Source organism: Motiliproteus sp., from assembly GCF_965230735.1.
Lineage (GTDB): Bacteria > Pseudomonadota > Gammaproteobacteria > Pseudomonadales > Balneatricaceae > Motiliproteus.
This window is the reverse complement of sequence record NZ_OZ246016.1, coordinates 129,567-146,397: the sequence shown is the minus strand read 5'-3', so window position 1 is coordinate 146,397 and position 16,831 is coordinate 129,567. Positions and strand designations below refer to the sequence as shown.

General features: G+C 59.1%; 16 protein-coding genes. 14 read left to right on the top strand and 2 right to left on the bottom strand.

What is annotated here, in order from left to right:
* Positions 1-149: 149 nt before the first annotated feature.
* The 14 genes from flhA to ACO05M_RS00620 all read left to right on the top strand — a co-directional run bounded on the left by flhA (position 150) and on the right by ACO05M_RS00620 (position 14,270).
* The gene (gene flhA / locus ACO05M_RS00685; RefSeq protein ID WP_421866699.1) at positions 150-2,243 is read left to right on the top strand and encodes a flagellar biosynthesis protein FlhA; all 2,094 of its coding nucleotides are present in this window, start codon (positions 150-152) and stop codon (positions 2,241-2,243) included.
* Between the two features lie 48 nt (positions 2,244-2,291).
* Positions 2,292-3,707 carry a flagellar biosynthesis protein FlhF gene (gene flhF, locus ACO05M_RS00680; protein WP_421866697.1) on the top strand — a complete coding sequence of 472 codons (1,416 nt, stop codon included), beginning with the start codon at positions 2,292-2,294 and terminating at the stop codon, positions 3,705-3,707.
* Positions 3,708-3,718: 11 nt separating this feature from the next.
* Positions 3,719-4,543 (top strand): MinD/ParA family protein, encoded by an 825-nt coding sequence (locus tag ACO05M_RS00675; RefSeq protein WP_421866695.1) that lies wholly within the window; start codon positions 3,719-3,721, stop codon positions 4,541-4,543.
* Positions 4,544-4,559: 16 nt separating this feature from the next.
* Positions 4,560-5,270 (top strand): RNA polymerase sigma factor FliA, encoded by a 711-nt coding sequence (locus ACO05M_RS00670; RefSeq protein WP_421866693.1) that lies wholly within the window; start codon positions 4,560-4,562, stop codon positions 5,268-5,270.
* A 117-nt stretch (positions 5,271-5,387) separates the two neighbouring features.
* Entirely contained in the window at positions 5,388-5,768 is a 381-nt protein-coding gene (cheY, locus tag ACO05M_RS00665) for a chemotaxis response regulator CheY (protein WP_421866691.1), read from the top strand.
* A 12-nt stretch (positions 5,769-5,780) separates the two neighbouring features.
* Positions 5,781-6,617: a protein phosphatase CheZ gene (locus tag ACO05M_RS00660; protein ID WP_421866689.1), complete on the top strand. Its 837-nt coding sequence runs from the start codon at positions 5,781-5,783 to the stop codon at positions 6,615-6,617.
* A gap of 12 nt (positions 6,618-6,629) precedes the next feature.
* Entirely contained in the window at positions 6,630-8,768 is a 2,139-nt protein-coding gene (locus tag ACO05M_RS00655) for a chemotaxis protein CheA (protein WP_421866687.1), read from the top strand.
* 50 nt (positions 8,769-8,818) lie between these two features.
* Positions 8,819-9,970: a protein-glutamate methylesterase/protein-glutamine glutaminase gene (locus ACO05M_RS00650; RefSeq protein ID WP_421866685.1), complete on the top strand. Its 1,152-nt coding sequence runs from the start codon at positions 8,819-8,821 to the stop codon at positions 9,968-9,970.
* Positions 9,970-10,710, top strand: coding sequence for a flagellar motor protein (locus ACO05M_RS00645; protein ID WP_421866683.1), 741 nt, complete (start codon positions 9,970-9,972; stop codon positions 10,708-10,710). The genes ACO05M_RS00650 and ACO05M_RS00645 overlap by 1 nt, the downstream gene beginning before the upstream one ends.
* Positions 10,711-10,720: 10 nt before the next feature.
* Positions 10,721-11,665 carry a flagellar motor protein MotD gene (gene motD / locus ACO05M_RS00640; protein WP_421866681.1) on the top strand — a complete coding sequence of 315 codons (945 nt, stop codon included), beginning with the start codon at positions 10,721-10,723 and terminating at the stop codon, positions 11,663-11,665.
* 37 nt (positions 11,666-11,702) lie between these two features.
* Entirely contained in the window at positions 11,703-12,500 is a 798-nt protein-coding gene (locus tag ACO05M_RS00635; RefSeq protein ID WP_421866679.1) for a ParA family protein, read from the top strand.
* A complete protein-coding gene (locus tag ACO05M_RS00630) occupies positions 12,497-13,306 on the top strand; it encodes a chemotaxis protein CheW (protein ID WP_421866677.1) in 810 nt (269 codons plus the stop codon). The genes ACO05M_RS00635 and ACO05M_RS00630 overlap by 4 nt, the downstream gene beginning before the upstream one ends.
* Positions 13,307-13,336: 30 nt before the next feature.
* Positions 13,337-13,816 (top strand): chemotaxis protein CheW, encoded by a 480-nt coding sequence (locus tag ACO05M_RS00625; protein ID WP_421866675.1) that lies wholly within the window; start codon positions 13,337-13,339, stop codon positions 13,814-13,816.
* 40 nt (positions 13,817-13,856) lie between these two features.
* Entirely contained in the window at positions 13,857-14,270 is a 414-nt protein-coding gene (locus tag ACO05M_RS00620) for a DUF2802 domain-containing protein (RefSeq protein ID WP_421866673.1), read from the top strand.
* Positions 14,271-14,315: 45 nt separating this feature from the next.
* Here ACO05M_RS00620 and ACO05M_RS00615 read toward each other — a convergent pair whose 3' ends face one another.
* Positions 14,316-14,657 (bottom strand): EscU/YscU/HrcU family type III secretion system export apparatus switch protein, encoded by a 342-nt coding sequence (locus ACO05M_RS00615; RefSeq protein WP_421866672.1) that lies wholly within the window; start codon positions 14,655-14,657, stop codon positions 14,316-14,318.
* Positions 14,654-16,699 (bottom strand): flagellar hook-length control protein FliK, encoded by a 2,046-nt coding sequence (locus tag ACO05M_RS00610; protein ID WP_421866670.1) that lies wholly within the window; start codon positions 16,697-16,699, stop codon positions 14,654-14,656. The genes ACO05M_RS00615 and ACO05M_RS00610 overlap by 4 nt, the downstream gene beginning before the upstream one ends.
* Between the last annotated feature and the right edge of the window lie 132 nt (positions 16,700-16,831).

Genomic DNA, 16,831 nt, shown 5'->3' with positions numbered 1-16,831 from the left:
AACGCGGTGGCGATCTGACGAAGGTTGCTAAGTCAGAAAAGTGACGCTGGCAGGATTTTTGCATTTATTTCATATTGAGGACTATGTTTCGTCAATTTTATGACGATTTATCCGATTGCATCTGAAGTTGAGTAGCAAAATTGGCACGAATGGCGTTGGCAAATAATTTTCGCAGCCTAAGTCAGGGGAATTTGGGGATTCCGCTGCTGCTGCTGGTGGTGCTGGCGATGGTCACGCTGCCGATGCCGCCGTTCCTGTTGGATGTGCTCTTTACCTTCAATATCGCGCTGTCGCTGGTGGTGTTACTGGTGGCGGTCTATAGCCTGCGGCCACTCGATTTTGCGGTGTTTCCCACCATTCTATTGGTGGCGACGCTATTGCGGTTGGCGCTGAATGTCGCCTCGACCCGGGTTGTATTGCTGGAAGGTCATCAGGGCGGTGACGCGGCCGGTAAGGTGATCGAAGCCTTCGGTGAGGTGGTGATCGGCGGTAACTATGTGGTCGGTCTGGTGGTGTTCGCGATTCTGGTGATCATCAACTTCGTCGTGGTGACCAAAGGTGCCGGGCGGATCTCCGAAGTTAGTGCTCGCTTTACCTTGGATGCGATGCCGGGTAAGCAGATGGCGATCGACGCCGATCTGAATGCCGGTCTGGTCGGGCAGGAAGAGGCTAAAGAGCGGCGTCGCGAAGTAACCCAGGAAGCCGACTTCTACGGCTCAATGGATGGTGCCAGTAAGTTCGTTCGCGGTGATGCGGTGGCCGGTATTTTGATCCTGGTGATCAATATCGTCGGCGGCTTATCGATCGGCATGGCTCAGCATGATCTCGATTTTGAGACCGCCGTTCGCTTCTACTCGCTGCTGACCATCGGTGATGGTCTGGTGGCGCAGATCCCGTCACTGCTGCTCTCGACGGCAGCGGCGATTATGGTAACCCGGGTCAATACCGCCGTGGATATGGGGGCTCAGGTCTTCGATCAGATGTTCGCCACGCCGCGGGCGCTGGCGGTGGCAGCGGCGATTCTGATCGTGATGGGTCTGGTGCCGGGTATGCCTCACGTGGCCTTTTTGGGGCTGGGTGGTTTGGCGGCTGGTGGCGCCTACTGGGTCTGGATGCGAAACAAGCGTCGTGAGGCCGAAGCGTTGGCGGCGCCGCCTCCGGAGCAGGAGCAGCCCGAAGAGACGACAGAGCCCAAAGAGCTGGGTTGGGACGATGTGAATCCGGTCGATATGATCGGCCTGGAGGTGGGTTATCGGTTGATTCCGATGGTCGACCGGGCTCAGGGCGGGCAGTTGCTGGGACGGATTCGAGGGGTGCGTAAGAAGCTGTCGCAGGACCTGGGCTTCTTGGTGCCGGCGGTGCATATCCGTGACAACCTCGATCTGCTGCCCGGTGCCTACCGCATCACGTTGATGGGGGTCACGGCCGGTGAGGCGGAGATCTATCCGGATCGCGAACTGGCGATCAACCCGGGCCAGGTGTTCGGAACCGTCAAAGGGATCGAAGGGAAGGATCCGGCTTTTGGATTGGCGGCGGTCTGGATCGAGCCGGGTCAGAAAGAGCATGCGCAGACTCTGGGCTACACAGTGGTCGATGCCAGTACGGTGGTGGCGACCCATCTGAATCAAGTGATGACCAGTCATGCCTATGAGTTGCTCGGGCACGAAGAGGTCCAGCGTTTGCTGGAGCTGTTGGGCAAGAGTTCGCCGAAGCTGGCCGAAGAGCTGCCGACCAAACTACCGATCAGCAGTCTGTTGAAAGTATTGCAGGGACTGCTGAAGGAACGGGTGCCGATCCGGGATATACGCACGATCGCCGAAAATTTGACGGAGGCGGCAGCGCTAAGTCAAGATGTCGTCACATTATTGTCGTCGGTGCGGGTGGCGCTGTCGCGATTGATCGTGCAGGAGATCTACGGCAACGAGCAGGAGCTGCCGGTGATGACGCTGGATCCGCAGCTTGAACAGTTGCTGCTGCAGTCGTTCCAGCAGAGCCAGCAAACCGGTGTCAGCGACGGTTTGGCGCTGGAACCGGGCATGGCCGAACGCCTACAGCGTACGCTGGAAGAGTCGGCGGCGCGATTGGAGGCCGAAGGGCGCTCGGCGGTGTTGTTGGTGGCGGCGCCGATCCGGCCGTTGATGGCGAAGTTTGTCCGTTACGGTAGTCAGCAAGTGCATGTGCTGTCGTATCAGGAAGTTCCAGAAAATAAGCAGGTCACCATAGTGGCGACGGTAGGGGGCTGATGAACATGGCAGCCACAACGCAAGGGATAGATCGATTGAGGAAGCACAGTGAAGGTTAGGCGCTTTTTTGCCCCGGATATGGGTCAAGCGATGCGGCTGGTGCGTGATGAAGTCGGACCGGATGCGGTGATTCTGTCTAATAACCGAGTTGCGGGTGGTGTCGAAGTGGTGGTGGCGTTGGAGTACGAGCCGGCGCCATCAGAGCCGTCGGCGCCAAGATCGTTGTCGGACGCGCGTCGAGAGCGGCAGTTGAGTGCGCTGATGGGAGGGCGTCCCGACAGTGATAAAGGCCGTCGACTGAACCAGGAGCTGGATCGAACCCGTTCGGAGCTGGCCCGTCGCAAGGCGGCTCAGGTGTCGGGTGTTTCATCGGTAAGACCAATCCAGAATCGTCAGCTCGATAGCCTGGATGACAAGGCCTGGGATGATGTGTTGGCCTCACTACGCGCCGATCAGGCCGATGTTGATCCCGTGCCGGTGCAGAAACCGGCAGCGCCAGAAAGGCCGGTGGTTACGGAAGCTGTTGTACCCCGTGAAAGTGAAGTGCTACGGGCCATGCGTAGCGAAATCGAAGATCTGAAACAGATGTTGCGCGAGCAGATGGCCGCTCCGGCAACCGTCGAAGCGGGTGAGGATCCGGTGCTGGGTCGCCTGCGCAGCCGCTTACAGCGGGTCGGGGTCAGCGATAGCCTGATCGAGCGTTTGATCCAGGCGCTGGAGCCGGGAGTTGATCTGGAGCGGGCCTGGAAAGTGTCGCTGTCACGAATGGTTGAATCGCTACCGGTGGTGGGTGAAGACCTGGTTGATCGTGGCGGTATTCTGGCGTTCGTCGGGGCAACCGGGGTTGGGAAGACGACTACGATCGGCAAGCTGGCGGCGCGCTACGTGCTCAAGCATGGTAGCTCCGGTGTCGCGTTGATTACCACCGACAGCTATCGGATCGCCGCCCATGAACAGTTGCGAACCTTTGGTCGAATCTTGGATATCCCGGTCCGGGTGGTAGACGAGGAGCATTCGCTGGATGATGCGTTGCGTTCGCTGCGGGATCGTCGGGTCGTGCTGATCGATACCGCCGGTATCGGTGGTTCGGACCAACAGCGCGAGGAACAGCTGGAAATGCTGGCCCGTTCCGGTAGTCGGATCAAGAAGTTGCTGGTGTTGCCCTGTACCGCGCAGCAGCAGGTGTTGCAGCGCTCCTATGACCACTTTAAATCGATCGGGCTCAATGGGGCGGTATTGAGCAAGCTGGACGAGTCGGTCAGCCTCGGCGAAGTGGTCAGCACGATTATCGAACAGCGGTTGCCGTTGGCTTATCTGGCCGATGGGCAGCGAATTCCGGATCATATTGAAGTGGCCAAGGCCAAGACGCTGATTAGTCGTGCGGTGGTGCTGGCCAGCGGTCGTGAAACGGCGCAACGTACCGATCCGGTGGTGCTGCGGCCGCAGCACAGTGATGCGGTTTAGGGGGCGTAGCGATGAATGCGACCCATCCTGCTCAAGTTATTGCCGTCACCGGAGGTAAGGGTGGGGTCGGTAAAACCAATGTGTCGGTCAATTTGGGAGCGGCGTTAGCGCAGGCCGGGCGACGGGTTGTGTTGATGGATGCTGACCTTGGCCTGGCTAATGTTGATGTGCTGCTCGGGTTGCGGCCGGAAAAAACCATTGCTGATCTGCTGGCCGGTGACTGTCTATTGAGTGACATCATGGTTTCTGCCGGTGAGCGCTTTAATATAGTTCCTGCTTCTTCGGGAACTCAGTCGCTGGTGGATCTGAGCGCGCATGAACATGCCGAGCTGATCCATGCCTTTGCCGAAATCGCCGACGAAGTTGATGTGCTGATCGTTGATACCGCTGCCGGTATCTCCGAGTCGGTGATCAGCTTTGTACGAGCGGCTCAGGAAGTGATGGTGGTGGTCTGCGACGAGCCGACCTCAATCACTGACGCCTACGCACTGATCAAGTTGTTGAACCGGGACTACGGCATGAGTCGCTTCCGGGTTTTGGCGAATATGGTTCGATCTGAACAGGAAGGTCGCAATATGTTCGCTAAGCTAACCACAGTGACCGATCGCTTCTTGGATGTGACCCTTCAATATGTAGGGTCCATCCCTTATGATGAGTCGGTACGTAAAGCGGTGCAAAAACAGCAACCTGTGTTTAATGCCTTTCCGCGTAGCAAGTCTTCGGTGGCGATCGGAAAGCTGGCTTCCAAGGTGGTGAGCTGGCCGTTGCCTTCGACGCCGAGAGGACACTTGGAATTTTTTGTCGAGCGATTGGTGCGCACTGCGCGTCAGCGCTGATGACCTTAGGGGATGCATGTACGATTCTCGTGGGGGCGAAGCCCAGGCCGATCTGGTTGAAAGGCATGCCCCGCTGGTCAAGCGGATTGCCCATCATCTGATGGCGCGCCTTCCATCAAGCGTGGTGCTTGATGATCTGATTCAGTCCGGCATGATCGGTCTGTTGGAGGCCGCGCGTAAGTACGATCCCTCTAAGGGGGCCAGTTTCGAGACCTATGCCGGGATTCGAATTCGTGGTGCGATCATCGATGAGGTGCGCAAGGGAGACTGGACACCGCGTTCGGTGCACCGTAACAGTCGCCGGGTTGCCGAGTGCATCCAGACGATAGAGGCTCGCACCGGTCGGGATGCCCATGATGCCGAAGTGGCGGAAGAGATGGGTGTCAGCCTGGAAGAATATCATTCGCTGTTGAAAGACAGCTCCAGCAGTCGCTTGTTCAGCTTTGACGAGATGCGTGAAAGTACTGACACCTCTGCCGGAGAGGAGGTGGCGAGCGAGGATGCGCCGCCCGATGAGCTACAGGAAGATCAGGCGTTTCAGCGGGCTTTGGCCGAGGCGATAGCGGGCTTGCCCGAGCGTGAACAGCTGGTCTTTGCGCTCTATTACGATGAAGAGTTGAATCTCAAAGAGATAGGTCAGGTGCTGGGCGTTAGCGAATCGCGGGTCAGCCAGATACATTCCCAGGCGGCATTGCGCTTGAGAGCACGGCTGGAATCCTGGCGTTGAGCCCGGCGCCGACATTGAATATATTGCTTTTTTTAAGGTTTCTATGATTTTGTTCGATACCTAATACAGTGGACCGGTATCAGCATCATCGAATCGTTAGGTAGATCGGAGGTCGCCTTGGATAAGAACATGAAGATTCTCATTGTTGATGATTTCTCAACCATGAGACGAATTATCAAGAACCTGCTCCGGGACCTCGGTTTCAATAATACCGTGGAAGCGGATGATGGCAGCACGGCGCTGCCGATCCTGCAGGCCGGAGGCATCGACTTTCTGGTGACCGACTGGAACATGCCGGGCATGTCCGGTTTGGAGTTGCTGCAGAATGTTCGCTCTGATCCCAATCTGGCGAAGTTACCGGTACTGATGGTGACTGCGGAAGCCAAGCGTGAGCAGATCATCCTGGCGGCTCAGGCCGGTGTGAATGGCTATGTGGTGAAACCGTTTACCGCAGCAGTCCTTAAAGAAAAGATCGAGAAGATCTTCGAACGTATTTAAGGGGTGCTGCCGATGACCGGCTTAGATGAAGTAGTCGATCTGCAGGGCTTCGAACAGACGATGCAGGTGCAGGCGGCTGAGCTGATGAAGATGCTCGATAAGGGCGACTTCGCAGGCGCGATGCAGTTGCTCGCCTCACTCAGCGAAGCACGCAATAACATGCTGTACCAGGAGGTCGGACGACTGACCCGAGGACTGCATGAAGCGATCAAGCAGTTCAATATCGATGTGGAAAAGAGTGCAGCGCTGCAGGTGGCCCACGACGGCGATACCCACAGCGAAGTGTCCAATGCCCACGAGCGACTCAACCATGTGCTGGAGCTGACCGAAAGCGCTGCCAATAAGACCATGGATATGGTGGATGCCAGCATGCCGATCGCCGAAGAGCTCGGCGAGCAGGCGAAGCTGCTGCGCAAAGACTGGCAGAACATGGCGGATCAGCAGAGCACCATGTCCGAGCTTAAGGATTTGGGGCGTACCACCGAGACCTTCCTGCAAGAGATCGAGAAAGGGGTGGCGCAACTCCAGAGTAACTATACCGAGATTCTGCTGGCGCAGGGCTTTCAGGATATTACCGGTCAGTTGATCAAACGGGTCAACGGCTTGGTCAACGATGTCGAGAAGAGCCTGATTCAACTGGTTATGGTGGCCGGAAAGGTAGACATCATTACCGGTGTCAACCGCGAGCAGGAATCTGAAAATACGTCGACCACGGCCGAAACGGCAGTGGCGAAGGAAAAAGAGGCCAATGTCAAAGGGCATGGTCCCCTGGTGTTGGATGAAGAGGCCGTGGACGTCGTGTCCGGGCAGGACGATGTGGACGACCTGTTGTCGAGCCTCGGATTCTAAGGAGCTGAGTATATGAGCCTGGAAGTAGATGAAGAGATCTTGCAAGACTTTCTCGTCGAGGCGGGAGAAATTCTTGAGCAGTTATCGGAGCAGTTGGTCGATCTCGAGCATAGCCCCGATGATACCGAACTTCTCAATGCCATTTTCCGAGGCTTTCATACCGTTAAGGGCGGTGCCGGCTTCCTGCAGCTGACACCGCTGGTCGAGTGCTGCCACTCGGCCGAAAACGTCTTCGACAAGCTGCGTAATAACGAGTTACAGGTCAGCACCGCGTTGATGGATGTGGTGCTGCAGGCGCTGGATACCGTCAATGAACAGTTCGATAGTGTGCGCTCCGGGGAAACCCCCGAAGAGGCCGATCCCCAGCTGATCGCCGCGCTTGATGCTTATGTCCGTGGTGAAGTGCCGGCCGATGAGCCGGTCTCGGAGCCAGTCGCCGAGCCAGCGGCAGTCGAAGCAGTTGCGGCGCCGGCCCCGCAAGGTGCTGATACCGCCGATGCCGAGTTCGATCAGCTGCTGGATGCGCTCGGCGGAGCGGCCGACGAGTCGGCGGCCGAAGCCAATGCTTCACAAGCCGGTGCTGCGCAGGTCGCGGCAGCGGGCGCTGATGATGAGATTACCGACGACGAGTTCGAAGCGTTGCTCGATGAGTTGCACGGCAAAGGCAAGCATGGTGGCGTTGTCGATGCTCCGTCCCAGCCCGAGACTCCTCCAGCCCCCGAAACACCCGCCGCTGCCGGTGGTGATGAGCTGATCACCGACGATGAATTTGAGGCACTCCTGGACGAGCTTCAGGCCCAGGGTAAAGGAGCCTTTGCCGCTCCCGGTGCCGAAACTCCAGTCGCCACGCCGGCCGCCGATAGTGCGCCCAGCCCGGCTGTCGAAGAACCCAAGCCTGTCGCCGCCCCCAAACCGGCACCGGCTGAGAAACCGAAAGCCCCGGCTAAACCCAGGGCCGCCGCCAAGAAGGCTGAAAAGCCTGCAGCCGCGGAGACCACGGTACGGGTCGATACCCAGCGCCTGGATGAGATCATGAACATGGTCGGTGAGCTGGTGTTAGTGCGTAACCGTCTGGTGCGTCTGGGAGGAACCGTGGCTGACGAAGAGGTCGGCAAAGCGGTATCCAGCCTGGATATGGTCACCGCCGATCTGCAGATGTCGGTGATGAAGACCCGCATGCAGCCGATCAAGAAGGTCTTTGGTCGTTTCCCGCGGGTGGTACGTGATCTGGCGCGGACACTGAAAAAAGAGGTCAACCTCGAGCTGCGTGGTGAAGATACCGATCTGGATAAAAACCTGGTTGAAGCCCTGGCCGATCCGTTGGTTCACCTGGTCCGTAATGCGGTAGATCACGGCATTGAGGGGCCTGAGGTACGTGAGGCCGCCGGCAAACCACGATTGGGTAATGTGGTCCTGTCGGCCGAGCAGGAAGGCGACCATATTCTGCTGGCGATCCAGGATGATGGTGCCGGTATGGACCCCGACAAGCTGCGAGGATTAGCAGTCAGCAAGGGGATGATGGATCAGGATGCCGCCGACCGGTTAACCGATAACGAAGCCTTTAACCTGATCTTTGCCGCCGGATTCTCGACCAAGAAGGAGATCTCCGATGTCTCCGGTCGTGGTGTCGGTATGGATGTGGTCAAGACCAAGATCACCCAGCTGAACGGTACCCTCAACATCGATTCGGTCCAGGGCGAAGGCTCCCGGATCGAAATCAAGGTGCCGTTGACTCTGGCGATTATGCCGACCCTGATGGTGATGCTGGGCGATCAGGCCTTTGCATTGCCGCTGGTGAACGTGAACGAGATCTTCCACCTGGATCTGACCCAGACCAATGTGGTCGACGGCCAGGAGGTCGTGGTGGTGCGCGAGAAAGCGTTGCCGCTGTTCCACCTCAAGCGCTGGCTGGTAGAGCACTGTGCCGGTGAGCCCCTACCGCAGACCGGTCATGTGGTTATCGTCACCGTGGGAACCCAGCGGGTCGGCTTTATTGTCGATCAGTTGGTGGGGCAGGAAGAGGTGGTGATCAAACCGTTGGGCAAAATGTTGCTCGGGACCCCGGGAATGGCCGGGGCAACCATTACCGGCGATGGCCGGATCGCGCTGATTCTCGATATCCCGAGCATGTTGAAACATTACGCATCTTGACCACAGGGTGGTGGACCGGCCCCAGGGCCTCGATGCTTTAGGAGAACTGAATGCCCGTAAATGTTCTTGTTGTTGATGACTCGGCGTTTTTCCGTCAGCGGGTCACAACCATCTTGAATTCAGACCCCCGGGTAAAGGTGATCGGCACTGCTGAAAACGGCCAGGTGGCGATTGAAAAGGCCAAGCAGCTTAAGCCTGATGTCATCACCATGGATTACGAGATGCCGGTTCTCAACGGCATCGCCGCGCTGACTGAGATCATGCGCAGCTGCCCCACACCGGTGTTGATGTTCTCATCGCTGACGTACGAAGGTGCGCGCATTACGCTGGAAGCCCTGGAAGCCGGCGCTGTGGACTACCTGCCCAAGAGCTATGAGCGGATGGGTAAGGGGCGTGGAAGCCTCGAGCAGGTGCTGATAGAGCGGGTGTTGACGGTATCCAAGAGCCGGGTTGGTGCAGGGCGAAGTCTTGGCTCCGCTGCCGCGGCTTCACGACCGGCGCCCAGCGCCGATTCGCCTGTCGCCCGTCCCCGTCCGACCTCGCTGCGTCAGCCTATCTCCCGCGAAGCTGCCAGAGCACCGACATCACCGGCGGCGGCCGATTCGCCGGCACCGCGCTCCGGTAGTCTGAAAGGTAAAACCAAGTTGGTCATTTTCGGCACCTCGACCGGTGGTCCGGTGGCGATCCAGAAGATCCTGACCCGACTGCCGGCCAGCTTCCCGTTGCCGATCCTGATCGTCCAGCATATGCCGAAAACCTTTACCGGCGCTTTCGCCGAACGGCTCAATCAGCAGTGCCAGATCCAGGTACGCGAGGCGGTCGATGGTGATCAGCTCAAGCCGGGCCTGGCGCTGCTGGCCCCCGGTGGCGAACAGATGATGGTCGACCCACGCCAGGGGCGGGTGCGGATCATGGCTGGCGATGAGCGCTTGAATTACAAACCCAGTGTGGATGTGACCTTCGGCTCGGCGGCTAAGGCATATGGTGCAAACGTGCTGGGCATCGTGCTGACCGGAATGGGCGCAGATGGGCGCGATGGCGCGCGGATGCTGAAGAAGAGTGGCTCAACCATCTGGGCCCAGAATGAGCAGAGCTGTGTGATCTACGGCATGCCCCAGGCGATCGCCCAGGCCAACCTGGCCGATCATATCGTCGATCTGGATGACGTCAGCAACCACATAAAATCGGCCTTGGGTTACTGATGGACCGGCTTAGCCTGCTAGGGATCCTGCTGGTACTGATCGCCATCTTCGGCGGCCAGATGGCCGAAGGTGGCAGCGTCGATACGCTGATCAATGGCGCTGCGGCCATTATCGTCTTCGGTGGCACCCTGGGGGCCGGGATGCTGCAGTTCTCCTTTCCTGAAACCCGGCGGGCTTTAGGGATGTTCAGCTGGGTGCTGTCCCCGCCGAAACTGGATTTTCCCCAGGGGGTAGAAAAGATTGTCGGCTGGAGCATGCATGCCCGCCGCTTCGGCCTGATCGGGCTGGAGAAACAATCGGACCTGGAGGAGGATGATTTCCTGCGCAAAGGGCTGCAACTGATTGCCGATGGTAACGAGCACGAGTCGATCCGTGAACTGATGGAGCTGGAGCTCAACGTCCGTGAGCTTCGAGACCTTCAGGCGGCCAAGGTTTATGAAAGCATGGGCGGCTATGCACCCACGATCGGCATCATCGGTGCGGTGATGGGATTGATCCATGTGATGACCAATTTGGACTCCCCGGAAACCCTGGGCAGCGGTATCGCTACGGCATTTGTGGCCACCGTCTACGGCGTTGGTATTGCTAACCTGGTATTGCTGCCGATCGCAGGAAAGTTGAAGTCGCTGGTGCAGCAGCGCTATCAATATCACGAGATGATGCTCGAAGGTTTCCTGTCGATCGCCCAGGGACATAATCCGTTGGCGATTCGAATGCGGCTGGAAAGCTACCTGCGCTGAGGCGACGCCCATGGCCAGACGACACAAGCATCAGGAGATTGCCGGGAACACCGAGCGCTGGGTGGTCTCCTATGCGGACTTTATTACCCTGCTGCTGGCTTTTTTCGTGGTGATGTACTCGATCTCATCGGTCAACGAAGGGAAATATCGGGTGCTATCGGAATCTCTGGCGGGTATCTTCCGCGGTCCCGACCTGTCCTTTGATCCGGTCCAGGTTGGGGACCTGCAGCTGCGTGACAGTAGCCGGGACATCGGTTTGATGGATCAGACCTCGGCGCAACAGGCCGGCGGTATTGAGGGGGGAACCAATCCGGACACGGAGCAGCTGCAGCAGATCCAGTCGGCGGCGACGGCCAAGTTTCAGGAGCTGATCAACGACGGTGAGATATCGATCTCCGCCAACAAACTCTGGGTCGAGATCGAAATTGGTTCCGGGGTGCTGTTTGCCAGTGGTAGTGCGACCCCGGCACTCAGTGCCGATGAGATACTGGAAGCGCTGGCGGCCTTGTTGGCACCGTACAACAATCCGTTGCACGTTGAGGGGTACACCGATAACCAGCCGATCAACAGCGATCAGTTTCCGTCGAACTGGGAGCTGTCGGCTGCTCGCGCAGCCGGGGTGGTGAGGATGCTGGCCCATTTCGGTGTCGCGCCGGAGCGGATGGCGGCGGTGGGTTACGGTCAGTATCAGCCCAAGGTCAGTAATCTGACCGTGAATGGACGACGCAAGAATCGCCGGGTGGTGATCATCGTTTCCCGGGATGAGCGGGTTCAGCGCGCACTTTCGAGCTACGGCAGTGGATATATCAGCGAGGATGCGGTCGATACTATCCTGCAGCAGCCTCGAGCGCCGAGTGTGCAAAGCTCCCCTGAAACGACGATTCAGCGGGTACAAACCGATGAGGGAGGGGTGCTGTTCACCCAGGGTGAAGCGCCCGAACAGCCTCAGCAGTAGCAGCAGAGATCAGCGACGGTAGATTAGGAGTAATCGCGTGCATATCTGGGCAGTAGCCAATCAGAAAGGTGGAGTAGGCAAGACCACCACCGTGGTGACCTTGGCCGGCTTGCTGGCGGATCAGGGGCATGATGTCCTGCTGCTGGATCTGGACCCCCATGGCTCGTTGACCAGTTATTTCGGTTATGACCCGGATTCGTTGGAGCATAGCGCCTACGACCTGTTTGAGCAGGAAACCCGCAGCATCGAACAGGTGTTGCCGCTGCTGAAAAGCAGCAGCCATGATCGCATCAGCCTGATCCCGGCCTCGACGGCGATGGCGACGCTGGAACGCAAGTCCGTCGGCGCCGAGGGAATGGGGTTGATGATCGCCAAGGCGCTGGCGCAGCTGTGGGATCGATTTGATTATGTGCTGATCGACAGTCCCCCGGTACTGGGGGTGTTGATGGTCAATGCGCTGGCAGCCTGCGAGCGCCTGATCGTGCCGGTCCAGACCGAATTCCTGGCGATCAAGGGCCTAGAGCGGATGGTTCGTACCCTGACCATGATCAACCGGGCACGTAGTCAGAAGCTGCGGTACCACATTCTGCCGACCTTCTTTGATCGCCGAACTCAGGCTTCGATGCAGAGTTTGCGCAGCATCAAGCGCAACTACCCGGATGAGATTGCCCATTCGGTGATCCCGGTGGATACCAAGTTCCGTAATGCCAGCACCGCCGGTGTGGTCCCCTCAGCGCTGGACTCCAGCACCCACGGCGTGCGTGCCTATGGGATGCTGCTGCGTTGGCTGCAGACCCTTGAGAAGCAATCCGATCCAGGAATTCAGCCGCGATGATGAAGCCCAGACAGCCAACCAGCGCAGAGCTGGCCATCGAAACGGATCTGCAGACGCCTCGGCAAACCCAGACTCAGACTCGGGGCCCGCAGGTGGCGGTTCAGGAATACCTGGATGCGTTGCTGCAGGACGCCACCAGCCAGGCGATCGTCGAAGACCAGCAGCTTGAGGTTCTGACGGTTCCCGAGCCGGTAACGGTTGTTCCGGTGGTTGAGCCCGAGCCGGTCGAAGTCGTCGTCGAGGTGGAGCAAGCGGTTGAGGTCGAGCAGACCGTTGATGAGGCGATGCCCGCCGATGTCGAAGAACCAAGCGACGATCCCTGGATCGAAGGGCGTCCGCCCTGGGCCCAGCAGCGCTTCGACTGCCTGCTGTTCAACGTGGCCGGGCTGACGTTGGCGGTGCCGTTGGTGGAGCTGGGCGGGGTGCTGGTGATTGAAGATGAGCTACGCCCTCTGTTCGGCCAGCCTGATTGGTTCTTAGGCTTGCTGCCGTCAAAAACCGAAGGTACAGTCAAAGCGATAGATACCGCACGCTGGGTCATGCCGGAGCGTTATCCGGAGGATGCCGGTGAATTCAAGTACGTGATCCTGATGGAAGGCAGCGACTGGGGCATGGCCTGTCACGAGGTGGCCGATGCCGTCACGCTGGAGCCGGATCAGGTCAGCTGGCGTAGCGATCGGGGCCGCCGCCCTTGGCTTGCCGGGACCGTGATCGATCATATGTGCGCCATCATGGATGTCTCCGCGCTGCTAAACTTGCTCCAACAGAGCCAGACCGAGCAGCAACAGACCCATTCAGATCAATAAGCCGGTTCGTCCGGAGAAGAGGAAATCAGCATGAACATTAATGCCGCCAGCGGTAGCGAAGATCCGGTACTGCAGTACGTTACCTTCCGCTTGGAAGAGGAAACCTACGGCATCAACGTAATGCAGGTTCAGGAAGTCCTTCGCTATAGTGAAATCGCCCCGGTTCCGGGCGCACCGACCTACGTGTTGGGGATCATCAACCTGCGGGGTAATGTCGTTACCGTTATCGATACCCGCCAGCGCTTTGGCTTGATGCCGACGGATGTAACCGACAATACCCGAATCGTCATTATCGAAGTCGAGAAGCAGGTGATCGGTATCCTGGTGGACGCCGTATCCGAAGTGGTTTACCTGAACCAGTCCGAGATTGAAAAAGCTCCCAACGTGGGTACCGAAGAGAGCGCCAAGTTCATCCAGGGTGTCTGCCATAAAGATGAGCAACTGCTGATCCTGGTCGAGCTCGACAAGATGATGACCGACGATGAGTGGTCCGAGATCTCCATGCTTTAAGGCATGGTGAGTCGATTTCCCTGTTTAGTGCTCTAGTTCGATGACGCAAACCTGGTTATGGCTGGCGATTACACTGCTATCGGTGGGATTGCTGGTGAGTCTTTACTGGCTGCTGCGGTTGCAGCGTCGACTGCGTGATCAACAGCGTAATTACGAAGCCCTGCTGAATGTGCTCCGTAACGAGATCCGACTGACCAACAGCGGTGCCATGGGGATGGGGCGACGGCTTAAGCAGGTCGAACAGCGTCTGAACATCACCGCTGAGAAGCAGTTGGAGCTGGAAAACCGTGATCCGGGTGCGCTGGCCTACAACCAGGCCGCCAAGCTGATGGAGATGGGCGCCGATGTCGATGATCTGGTCGGCAGTTGCGGTATCGCCCGTCCCGAGGCCGAGTTGATGGCGTTACTGCACCGTGAGATCAAAGGCTCTCCGGCGCTGAAGTCGGACCGCTGAGAGCTTTATCGGATCGGTCCTCGATAGCTCATGTTGAGCGCCCGCTTAACGCGGGTTGTCGCTACTATCTTGTCCGGCCTGTCCGGAATTGACCAGGCTGTTGCCCAGGGACCCCAGATCCGGCTTGTCTTCGCGTAAGCTGTACGCGAACGCAATGACTTCGGCGATCGCCTTGTAGAGTGACTCCGGAATCTCCTGTCCCAATTGCAGCATCGATAGCGTATCCACCAGTGCCGGGTCTTCGTGAATCAAAATTCCGTGCTTAGCGGCGACGCGGATAATCTCCTCGGCCACCAGTCCCTTGCCTTTGGCCGACAGGTAGGGAGCCTGTTGCTGGTTGTAGGTGAGGGCGACCGCGCTGCGGTTCTGTTGTTTCTCTTCGTTCATGTCTTAATGTCGATCAGTTGGCTGCGCGGCGGTTTTACCGTTGGCGCCGGCTGGGCCTTTTCGTCGCGCACGCCGAGGGTTTTTACATCCAGACCGATGCGCTCAAAACGTTCACCCAGTTGATCCAGTTGTTGTTCGACCAGGCGGCGGATCTGCTGATCGCCGCTCCAGATCACGCTGATCCGTTGCCCCTCCAGGGTTAGTTCCGCCTGGAGTCGTTCGGTCTGATTGATCTCGAAATTCAGCCGTACCTGCCAGCGGTAACTCATCCCTTGCGCTGTTTCCACGACGCTGCCGTCGTCACGGCGGATCTGCAGCTGCAGGTTCTCGGTTTTGCCTTGCCACAGCACCGGAATATCCAACGCCAGGGTGCGGTTGGCTTCGCTGCCGCCTTCCTGCACTTGGGGGGCGGCGCTGGTGAGCTGATTGACCAGCACCCGACTCAGTGCTTGCTGGGTGAGTTGACTGAGCCGGTCGCTGAGGCTGCCCGGCAGCTCGCGCTGGCTGCCGCCCTGATTCAGCTGTTCGGACAGTTTCAGCAGCAACGCTTTATGGTCCTGGCCGAGGTTTTGGGTGTCGCCGCGGGCCAGTTTGTTCTCCAGCAGCGTGCCGCTGTTTTGCACCTGTTGTCGTACCGTTTCGGCATCCGCCTGTTGCGGATTGGGTAGGCTGCGACCCAGCAGAATCTGGATCAGATCCAGCAGCACCGGCTTGGCCTGCTGCAGCTGGCCGTTGGCCTGAGCGCCGGACAGCAGGTTCAACAGTGGGGCTGGTATCTGCTGCTGCGGCAGATGTTCTCGCAGGGCCTGTTCGACGGAACGGGTACGGGGGTTCGGCAGCTCGGTACTCAACCGCCCGTCGGCCTGCTGGCGCAGCTCCAGCCGGGTACCCGGTTCGATAGCCCGGGGGCTGACCAGCTCAACGGCTCTACCCTCGACACGGGCCCGCAACAGATGGCTTTCGGGCGCTGATGGCGTCGCGGTATTGCTGCTGACCGGCGGGTTCGGGCCGGAGCTGAGGTTCGCTGACCGGGCTGCCGGGCTGGAGCCAGTTGTGGGCTGGGGTTGAGATGTCTGCGGTACGGGGGCTTGTTGTACGGTTGTTTGGGGCAGGGGTCTTGAACTGATCACCTCCACCTGCAGGCGCGTTCCCGCCGGGAGCTGGCCCCGCTGAAGTTGCAGCGGCACGCGCTCCAACGTGGCAGAGCCACTGTCAGGCCGGCTCGCCGCAGGGGCGCTGCCCTGAGTGGTGCTCTGATTTGGCGTGGCGACAGCCTGGCCGGCTGCTGTCGGAGCGGGTGTTTGGGTCGCTGCTGCAGGCTGAGTTGAAGCCGTCGACGAAGGCGCTGCGGCGATCGTGCCACGGCCTGCCGCGGCCGCGGCTTGGCGTGGTGCTGCCGGTTCGGTTGCGGGTCGAGCGGTTTGTGTTGAATTGCTGGATGGTGCCTGTGGATTGTTTTGCACCGGAACCTGGCGCTGCCCTTGTGCTTGCGCTGGTGCTGCCAGGGGCGTGCCGCCGGTCTGGGTTGCACCCGCGGTCGACGAGCCGGGGTTGGCGCCGGGGCTTAGCTGCAGGCTGATCTGGCCGCCGGCATCGCGACTGACCTGTACCCGGGTGCCCGGATCGATGGGGCGCTGGGTCAGCAATTCGTACAGGCGGCCTTCGATCCGGACCTGAATCAGGTAGCTGTTTTGCGCCCCGGCTGCGGTCGTGTTACCGGTTGTGGGGGCGGCGTTCTGCGCGACGTTGGTGGGGCTGCCACCGCTCGTCGTCGAAGGATTCGCCGGAGGCGGTGTCTGAGCCGCAGGTTGTGGCTGGGCTTGCGATTGGGCTTGCGCCGCCGTCTGAGATGTCGTCGGTGCCGGAGACTGCTGGGCCGTACCCTGTCCCGAGGTGTTGGCCGGCAGTGGTTGGGGGGTTACCTGAACTACCTGTCCGCTGCGGCTTTGGCCGATCGACAGCAGCGCCTCCAGACGGCGGAGTCCGGTGGCGGCCTCGCTGGCTTGAGGCTGGCGATTTGCGTTGTTGAGTTGGTTGACCAAGAACACCTCCCGATGATCGCGATCAAGGGCGACATCGGCTCCGACTGGATAGAATATTCGTATATAATGCGACGAATTTTACTGACTCTTAAAGCATAGCGGCCGCGACGGCGGTAGCTGTACTTCAACAGA

Bases quoted from the DNA above. Each gene is read 5' to 3' on its own strand.
- flhA (WP_421866699.1), top strand. From the start codon at position 150: ATGGCGTTGGCAAATAATTTTCGCAGCCTAAGTCAGGGGAATTTGGGG.
- ACO05M_RS00675 (WP_421866695.1), top strand. From the start codon at position 3,719: ATGAATGCGACCCATCCTGCTCAAGTTATTGCCGTCACCGGAGGTAAG.
- ACO05M_RS00670 (WP_421866693.1), top strand. From the start codon at position 4,560: ATGTACGATTCTCGTGGGGGCGAAGCCCAGGCCGATCTGGTTGAAAGG.
- ACO05M_RS00660 (WP_421866689.1), top strand. From the start codon at position 5,781: ATGACCGGCTTAGATGAAGTAGTCGATCTGCAGGGCTTCGAACAGACG.
- ACO05M_RS00655 (WP_421866687.1), top strand. From the start codon at position 6,630: ATGAGCCTGGAAGTAGATGAAGAGATCTTGCAAGACTTTCTCGTCGAG.
- ACO05M_RS00650 (WP_421866685.1), top strand. From the start codon at position 8,819: ATGCCCGTAAATGTTCTTGTTGTTGATGACTCGGCGTTTTTCCGTCAG.
- ACO05M_RS00645 (WP_421866683.1), top strand. From the start codon at position 9,970: ATGGACCGGCTTAGCCTGCTAGGGATCCTGCTGGTACTGATCGCCATC.
- motD (WP_421866681.1), top strand. From the start codon at position 10,721: ATGGCCAGACGACACAAGCATCAGGAGATTGCCGGGAACACCGAGCGC.
- ACO05M_RS00630 (WP_421866677.1), top strand. From the start codon at position 12,497: ATGATGAAGCCCAGACAGCCAACCAGCGCAGAGCTGGCCATCGAAACG.
- ACO05M_RS00625 (WP_421866675.1), top strand. From the start codon at position 13,337: ATGAACATTAATGCCGCCAGCGGTAGCGAAGATCCGGTACTGCAGTAC.
- ACO05M_RS00620 (WP_421866673.1), top strand. From the start codon at position 13,857: ATGACGCAAACCTGGTTATGGCTGGCGATTACACTGCTATCGGTGGGA.
- ACO05M_RS00615 (WP_421866672.1), bottom strand. From the start codon at position 14,657: ATGAACGAAGAGAAACAACAGAACCGCAGCGCGGTCGCCCTCACCTAC.